Origin of the sequence: Gordonia sp. (in: high G+C Gram-positive bacteria), assembly GCF_049299075.1 — a bacterium.
Classification (GTDB): Bacteria; Actinomycetota; Actinomycetes; order Mycobacteriales; family Mycobacteriaceae; genus Gordonia.
The window spans coordinates 1-7,897 of sequence record NZ_JBAQWU010000422.1 but is presented as its reverse complement, the minus strand read 5'-3'; the positions used below and the strand labels follow the sequence as shown (position 1 = coordinate 7,897).

At 65.3% G+C, this 7,897-nt stretch carries 6 protein-coding genes; 4 read left to right on the top strand and 2 right to left on the bottom strand.

Annotated features, from left to right (window positions below):
- Window positions 1-5,211 (top strand): amino acid adenylation domain-containing protein (locus WAW85_RS13630; RefSeq protein WP_422560142.1); only part of this gene is annotated, 5,211 nt, incomplete at its 5' end.
- A gap of 43 nt (window positions 5,212-5,254) precedes the next feature.
- Entirely contained in the window at window positions 5,255-5,488 is a 234-nt protein-coding gene (locus WAW85_RS13625; protein WP_422560143.1) for an MbtH family protein, read from the top strand.
- Between the two features lie 101 nt (window positions 5,489-5,589).
- On the opposite strand, the gene WAW85_RS13620 is transcribed toward WAW85_RS13625, so the two are convergent.
- Window positions 5,590-5,850, bottom strand: coding sequence for a hypothetical protein (locus tag WAW85_RS13620; RefSeq protein ID WP_422560141.1), 261 nt, complete (start codon window positions 5,848-5,850; stop codon window positions 5,590-5,592).
- Window positions 5,851-5,856: 6 nt separating this feature from the next.
- Here WAW85_RS13620 and WAW85_RS13615 point away from each other — a divergent pair, with 6 nt between their 5' ends.
- Together WAW85_RS13615 and WAW85_RS13610 are read left to right on the top strand one after the other, a co-directional pair.
- Window positions 5,857-6,186: a sensor histidine kinase gene (locus WAW85_RS13615; RefSeq protein ID WP_422560140.1), complete on the top strand. Its 330-nt coding sequence runs from the start codon at window positions 5,857-5,859 to the stop codon at window positions 6,184-6,186.
- Entirely contained in the window at window positions 6,174-7,322 is a 1,149-nt protein-coding gene (locus tag WAW85_RS13610) for a hypothetical protein (RefSeq protein ID WP_422560139.1), read from the top strand. The genes WAW85_RS13615 and WAW85_RS13610 overlap by 13 nt, the downstream gene beginning before the upstream one ends.
- Before the next feature lie 148 nt (window positions 7,323-7,470).
- Here the strand turns inward: WAW85_RS13610 and WAW85_RS13605 are convergent.
- Window positions 7,471-7,897 (bottom strand): DUF4878 domain-containing protein (locus tag WAW85_RS13605; RefSeq protein WP_422560138.1); only part of this gene is annotated, 427 nt, incomplete at its 5' end.

The following is a 7,897-nucleotide window of genomic DNA, read 5'->3' as shown; positions in this document are numbered from 1 at the left end:
GAGTTGCCGATCGATGGCAGTGATGTGGTGGTGCAGAAGACGCCGTACACGTTCGATTGTTCGGTGCCGGAGTTGTTTGCGCCGTTGATGGTGGGTGCCACGGTGGTGGTCCTTAAGGATGGCGGGCATTTGGAGCCGCGGTATGTGGCCCAGGAGATCGCCCGGACCGGGGCGACGATGGTGCATTTTGTGCCGTCGATGCTGTCGGTGTTCTTGGATGTGGTTCCGGCCGATGTGCTGGCCTCGCTTGATTCGGTGCGGATCGTCTCCACGACGGGTGAGGCGTTGCCGCCGGCGGTGGCGGCGCCGACGCGTGCGGTGTGGCCGGGGGCGTTGTTCTACAACTTGTATGGTCCGACCGAGGCTGCGGTGGAGATCACGTTTGAGAAGATCGGGCGGGTCGCTGCTGATGATCCGACGGTGCCGATTGGTGTGCCGGTGTGGAATTCGTCGGCGGTGGTCCTTGATGCGCGTCTGCATCGGGTGCCTGCTGGTGTTGCGGGGGAGTTGTATGTGGGTGGGGTGCAGTTGGCGCGTGGGTATGCGGCGCGGCCGGATTTGACTGCGGAGCGGTTTGTGGCTGACCCGTACGGCGGGTCGGGTGCGCGGTTGTATCGCACGGGGGATTTGGTGCGCCGTAGTGCTTCTGGCCAGTTGGAGTATCTGGGGCGTACCGATTTTCAGGTGAAGTTGCGTGGTCAGCGGATCGAGTTGGGTGAGATTGAGTCGGTGATCGCGGCGGCGCCGGGTGTGGTGCATACGGCGGTGACGGTGGCTGCTTCGCCTGATGGTGGCGAGCATTTGGTGGTGTATGTGTCGGCGGGTCCGGGTGAGTCGATTGATCTGGACGCGGTGAAGGGGGCTGCGGGCGCGGCGTTGCCGGGGTACATGGTGCCGGGTGTGTGGATGGTGCTCGATGATATTGCGCTGAATACGGCGGGCAAGATCGATCGCAAGGCGTTGCCGACGCCGGAGTTCGTGTCGCCGGAGGCCGAGTATGTGGCTCCTGACGGTGATGCGGAGACCGCGGTGGCGGTGGTGTTCGCTGAGCTGCTTGGTGTTGATCGGGTCGGGGTGACTGAGTCGTTCTTCGATGCCGGTGGTAACTCGTTGTCGGCGATGCGTTTGGTGGCGCGGGCCGGGGAAGTGCTCGGTGTGGAGCTGAGTGTGCGTGACCTGTTCGACGCGCCGACGGTGCGTGGACTGGTGGAACTGTCCGGCGGGCGGGCGCCAGCGTTGGCGCCGATTGTTGCTGCTGATCCGCGTCCTGACCGGGTTCCGTTGTCGTTTGCGCAGCAGCGGATGTGGCTTATCAATCAGTTCGATTCGGCGACGTCGACATACAATATTCCTGTAGTTCTGCAAATGGCGGGCGACCTTAATGTTGTTGCGCTCGAGGCCGCGTTGGCTGACGTTGCGGTGCGCCATGAGGCGTTGCGGACGACGTTCCCGGCAGTTGAGGGGGTGCCTTACCAGCAGATCGCTCCGGCTGAGGCGGTGGCGGAGCAGTTGGATTGGCAGGTCGTCGCCTCCCATGATGAGCTAGTCGCTGGTTTGACGACGGGTTTTGATGTGGTCTCGCAGTGGCCGCTCCGCGTTCGCTTGTTGCCTTCTGGCAAGAACCAGTGGCTGTTGGGTGTGGTGATGCATCACATCGCTGCGGACGGTGAGTCGATGCTGCCGTTCCTGTCGGATGTGGTCACGGCGTACGCCGCACGTGTTGCTGGTGAGGTACCAGCGTTTGTGCCGTTGGAAGTGCAAGTCGCGGACTTCGCGATCTGGCAGCATGCAGTTCTCGGATCACCCGGCGATTCGAATTCTGTGGTCGGTGGACAGCTAGGTTTCTGGCAGAAACAGCTTGCCGGCGCACCTGCCGTGCTGGAAATCCCTGCTGATCGGCCGCGACCATCGGCGGCATCCGGATGTGGGGCGCGGTTCGACTTCGAGATACCCGCCGAGGTCGGTGCCCGTGTCGAACAGGTGGCCCGCGAACATGACGTGACTCCCTTCATGGTGGTTCACGCGGGGCTGGCGGCACTGCTGTCGCGATTGGCGTGCGTTGACGATGTCTCGATCGGTACGCCGATCGCGGGGCGTGGCCAAGCGGTACTGGAGCCACTGGTGGGAATGTTTGTCAACACCCTGGTGCTGCGCACCCCGGTTGATAGTGCGGCGGTCTTCGGTGAATTCCTCGAGACGGTCAAGCGCGTAGATCTGGATGCTTTCGCCCATTCGGATGCGCCGTTCGAGGCGATCGTTGAGGCGGTCGACCCGGTGCGTAGTGAGGCGTTTGCGCCGCTGGTACAGGTGTTGTTGTCGTTCAATCCGGCGGCGTCGCTTGCTGAGGCCGACTTCACTGTTGCCGGGCTAGATGTGGCTGCTTTGGGTGCTCCGGAGGTATCGGCGAAGGTTGATTTGACTGTCACCGTGCAATCGGCCCTCGAGGGGTCGACGTGGACGGGCGCGGTCGACTATGCGACGGACATGTTCGATAGGCAGACGGTAGCCCGGTTCACCGAGTCGATGGTGCGGCTGCTCGACGGTGCTACTGCGAACCCAGATGTCCCGGTCGGGGATATCTCGATCGTCGATGACGCCACCGTCGGTGCTCTAGTCCCCGTGAAGGGGGCTATCGCTGAGTCGGCACAGCCGCTGGCAGCGGTGTTCGCCGCAGCTGCCCGGCGTGAGCCCGCGCGGATCGCTGTCCGCGACAACCAAACTTCACTGACTTACTCGGAACTGGATGCCCGGTCTAATCAACTCGCACGCTGGTTGCGCAGCCGAGGTGTTGGCGCCGGGTCGCTCGTGGCGGTGGGGATAGAGCGTTCGGCCGACTTGCTGACGGCGGTGTGGGCGATTGCCAAGGCGGGTGGGGCCTACATGCCGGTCGATCCGTCGTATCCGGCCGAACGAGTCGAGGCGATGTTGGCCGATTCGGGTGCTCGAGTTGGGCTGGCCGGCGAGGGCGTGTCGGAACTGCCCGATGGCGTGGACTGGCAGGTCGTCGGTGACGACTTTGCGCTCCAACTGAAGGTTCTGGCCACCGGGGCGCTCGATGATGTGGAAGCGCCGCCTGCGAGTCTGGATGACCTTGCCTATGTGATCTATACGTCGGGGTCGACGGGGCTCCCGAAGGGTGTGGCGGTGACCCATCGCGGATTGCGGGCCTTCGCTGAGGCCGAGTCGGACGCGATGAACTGCACCGATGGTGCGGTCGTGCTGGGTTTCGCCTCCCCGAGTTTCGATGCATCGATCCTGGAATTGCTGCTGGCGACAGTGAACGCCGGAACGCTGGTGTACCGCCCTGCTGACGTGGTCGGTGGTGACCAGCTGGCCGGATTCATCCGGGAACAGCGGATCACGCATGTATTCCTCACGCCGCCGGTGTTGGCGACGCTGGATCCGACCGGATTTGCCGACGTCATCAGTGTGGGTGCTGGCGGCGAGGCGCTACCGCAGGCACTTGCCGATGCGTGGACGCAGAGCGTGTCGCTGGTGAACATGTATGGACCGAGTGAGACCACCGTCGCGGTGGCGATGACCGGCCCCCTGGGAGTGGGCGAACCGGTGCGTTTGGGTGGGCCGACGCCGGGGGCCGGACTGATGGTGCTGGACAACCGCCTGCACCCGGTGCCGGAGGGGGTCATTGGTGAGCTCTACGCGACCGGTCCGGCGTTGGCTCGTGGCTACCTGAATCGTCCAGACCTGACGTCAGAGAGGTTCGTAGCGGACCCTTACAGTGTAGTGGGCTCGCGTATGTACCGCACCGGAGACGTGGTGCGGTGGCGTCGTGACACGCGCGGTGAGCTGACGCTGGAGTATTCGGGCCGTGCCGATGATCAAGTCAAGCTCCGCGGCTTGCGGATTGAACTCGGCGAGATCGAATCAGTTTTGGGTTCGTATCCTGGTGTGGAGGCTGCAGTCGTCGTCGGAGTCGGCGGTTCAATCGCCTCGGCCCTGGCTGGATATGTGGTGACTGCGGGAGAAGTCGACCTTGATCGGCTGCGTGAGCATGCCCGCACCCGACTCCCGTCGTTCATGGTGCCAGCGAGCATCGCAGTTCTTGACGCGCTGCCTCTGACACCGGTCGGCAAGCTCGACAAGGCGGCATTACCCGAACCCGAACTTAACGCGGCCGAGTACGTCGCCCCGACAGGTGAGGTCGAGGAGAAGGTTGCCGCGGTCTTCGCGGAGGTCCTCGGTGTGGAACCGTTCGGGGCAACTGAGTCGTTCTTCGACGCTGGCGGCAATTCGCTCTCAGCTGTCCGAGTCCGGGCCCGACTAGCGAACCGCGGGCTCGACGTGGAGCTCGCGTGGTTGTTTAGCGATCCAACACCGCGGGCGTTGGCTCAGCGAATTGCCGAGGGGGGAAGCCCGGACGGCCAAGTATTGCTGCCGCTGCGAACCGATGGCTCCCGAAAGCCGCTGTTCACCGTCCACCCGGCCGGTGGCCTGGCGTGGTTCTACGGCGGGTTCGTGCCGTACCTCAGTGACAGGCCGATATACGGTCTGCAAGATCCGCACGTCGTCGCCGGCGAAGACTCGGTGACCGACGCCCGCGAACTCGCCGGACGTTACGTCGACGAGATTCGTCGAGTGCAGCCGGAAGGGCCCTACCATCTGCTTGGCTGGTCGGTCGGTGGCGTTATCGCCCACAGCATGGCGACGCTGCTCCGCGAGGCCGGGCAAGACGTCGCCTACCTGGGCATCATGGACGCAGTCGTGGCGGACCCAGAATCCGTCGAGGCTCCCGAATCTGCGGCGGCGGCCGAAGCCGCCGAGAGTGGGCGCAGAGGCGACATGGATTCGGCCGCTGACGTCCTTGGCGGGTGGCGTGAACTGTTCGACATCGATGAGTCGATCACCGCAGGTGACGCCGAAGAAGTCGCAGCGATCGTGCGTCAGCAGATTGCCGGCATGGGCTTGCTCTCCGAAGACCAGGTTGAACGGATCATGGAGAGCTTCGACTCGTCGGCCGACGTCGTCGCGTCGTTCGAGCCTCAACTATTTGACGGCTCCCTGCAGGTGTTCACCGCGACGGCGGACAAAGACGACCCGTCGGGCGTGGCAGCGAGCTGGCGGCCGCACGTTGCCGGCGAGATCCTCAACGTTGACGTCGACACCCATCATCTCGGTATGGCGAACCCCGAAGCCCTCGCGGTGATCGGGCCGGAAATCGAGGCGGCGCTCGCGCGGTTGGAGGAGCCGTGACTCGCCGTCAGCACTGTAATCTCCTCCTAACGAAAGGATCATGATGACCAACCCCTTTGACGACGAAAACGGCCGCTTCTTTGTGCTCGTCAACGACGAGAACCAGCACTCGCTGTGGCCGACGTTCGCAGATGTCCCGGCCGGGTGGACCAAGGTCTTCGGTGAAGATAGCCGCGAGGCATGCCTGGCCTACGTCGAGGCGAACTGGACTGACCTGCGCCCCAAGAGTCTCATCGAGGCAATGGAACGCGACGCCGCGGAGCGTGCGCAGTCCTGAGCCGCTTCGCCGCCCGATGCGGCTCCAGGGTTAGACCTGGAGCCGCCAGGCGTAAGGCCTCAAGACGATCACAATTTCACGTCCATCACACATTTGGAGATTTAGGCCTTGAGAATGCTGCCGCTGAGGCCGCCCACCATGCCCGGGCCGCGGAACGACGACGCCTGGACGTCGTTGTCCGTGATGAAGTGATCGCCGCGCTGCGGACCGTACGCGCCGGGCAACCCGACCTCGTCCAGTGTGAACAGGCCCGCTCCGCACTTGCCGTTCTCGAGGGCGCCCAAGGCGAGCGCCCGAGCACGCTGCCACCGGAACTGGCTGTCCGCCGCCTCCGCCAATCGGTAATCGACTACGGCGACCACATCGCGGTGGCCCTGGACGTCGATCCGACGGCCACCGACTATCCGGTCGCTGCCGTCGACGCGGTGATCGACGCGACAGGCGAAGCGGTGGCCAACAGCCTCCGGCACGCCGGCGCCGGCGCCTCCCAGGTGGTGGTCGGCCAACTGACGACCGATGCCATCCGCGTACGCGTGGCCGACGATGGCGTGGGTTTCAATCCCGATCGCGTGTCCGGTGACCGGATGGGCATCGAGGTGGGTATCCGTCAGCGCATCCGCTCGGTGCCCGGTGGTGCCGTCGACATCGACAGTTCGCCGGGAAACGGAACCATGGTGTCGCTGGAATGGCGACGGTGATGAACTTCCTGCGCACCCGTGGACAGCCGACGTCGGAACCGGAGTCGGCGCTGGACCTGGCGCCGCGGACCTCCGATGTACCCGACCTGCCCACGCTGCTCGGTCTGCGATCGGGTCTCGTGATGATCACCATCGGGATTCTCGCCGTTGGGTACGCGTTCGCCTTCGCTCCAGGCAGTGTCGCTGCGGCCACCTGGGGCGGGCAAGTGCTCGCGCTGCTGCTGGCACTGGCGGCTATAACGACCAGCATTCTGATCCCCACCGATCCGCTTCCTCGGTGGGCGGCGCTCATCCTCTCGGCCGCGGCATTGGTGGCGCTCGCCCTCGGCTGGTGGCACATGACCGACGACGACTACTGGTGGGTGCAGGTGACCGTTCCGCCGGCGATGACGGCGGTCTTCGCCGGCTTCCTCGCCTTGCGCGGACGCGCCGGGCTCAGCTGGCTGGTGCTGCTCGGCGCCATGGGCATCGCCGCGGCCTGGGCGGTCGTCCATCGCGAGTCGGTGGACCTGATGTTCGCGATGACCAGTCGCGTCGTCGGTGCCGTGCTGCCGGCCACGATCATCGCCGCCATGATTCGCCCGATGATGACGCTGCTCGGCGCGCTGCGTACCCGCGAACTGGATGCCGTCGAGCTAGCGGCCGCAGCCGAAGCAACCAGTGCCGAACGCGCCGATCGACTGGCCGAACTCCAGCGCGACGTACGACCGCTCTTGCAGCGCATCGCCGCCGGTGAAACCTTCACCGCCGATGAGGCGAGGCACATTCAGATCTTGGAAAACTCCCTGCGCGACGAGGTCCGAGGCCAAGCCTGGGCCAGCGAGGGTGTCCGACAGGGTGTCGCCTTGGCTCGTCTGCGCGGGGTTTCGGTGCAGCTGTTCGACGACGGCGGTCTGGACATCGACCGGCTGTCGGCGCGGGACGTCGAACGACTCCGCGGCGAAGCGATCCGCGTGCTGACGTCGGCGGGCTCCGGATTGATCACCGCGCGCATCCTGCCGCCCGGGCGCGATCAGGTGGCGACCATCAGCGTGAGCGACGATGGCGGCGTCGACCGCCGGGTGTGCCAGCAGACGCCCGGTGGACTGCAATGGTCGGGAGGCGCCCCCGAAATGCGAAACTCCGCGTCCGAGTAAACGGACACGGAGTTTCGTTGCGACCCATCGACAAGCTCAAGGAGCGTGCGGTGTGCGCGGGGACCCTTCGACAGGCTCAGGGGGCGTGCCGGGTGCTCAGGGAGCGTGCCGGGTGCTCAGGGAGCGTGCGGTGTGCTCGGGGAGCGGGTTAGCGCTGACTGCTCATGGCGCCGAGCTGGGTGACGGCGTCGCCGCTCAACTTCCAGTCGTTGCCGATCTTGACGTAGGTCAGGGTGATGTCGACCGGCTGCGGAGTGTGCGGCGAGGCGACCGCGACGGTCACCGTGGCGGCGTCGTTGCCGTCGACCTTCTCGGCGGCCTTAACCGACTTCACGGTGTACACCTCGGGGGTGTAGCCCGCCCGCGCTGAGCCCTTGGCAAAGCCAATGATGGCCTGCTCGGTGCCCGGAGTCGAGACGTCGACGACGGTGCCGATCTCATCGGCCGAGGTATCCGGATTGACCGCGGTGCGCAGGACGGTCTGGGCCTGCACAATGTCCAGGCCCGCTACCGCGGCCTCGGCCGAAGCGCTGGCCGACGATACCGCCGCACCCGCGGCGTCAGTAGCCGAAGCG

Excerpts from the sequence above, each read along its gene's own strand:
- WAW85_RS13625 (WP_422560143.1), top strand. The coding sequence starts at position 5,255 with ATGACCAACCCCTTTGACGACGAAAACGGCCGCTTCTTTGTGCTCGTC.
- WAW85_RS13610 (WP_422560139.1), top strand. The coding sequence starts at position 6,174 with ATGGCGACGGTGATGAACTTCCTGCGCACCCGTGGACAGCCGACGTCG.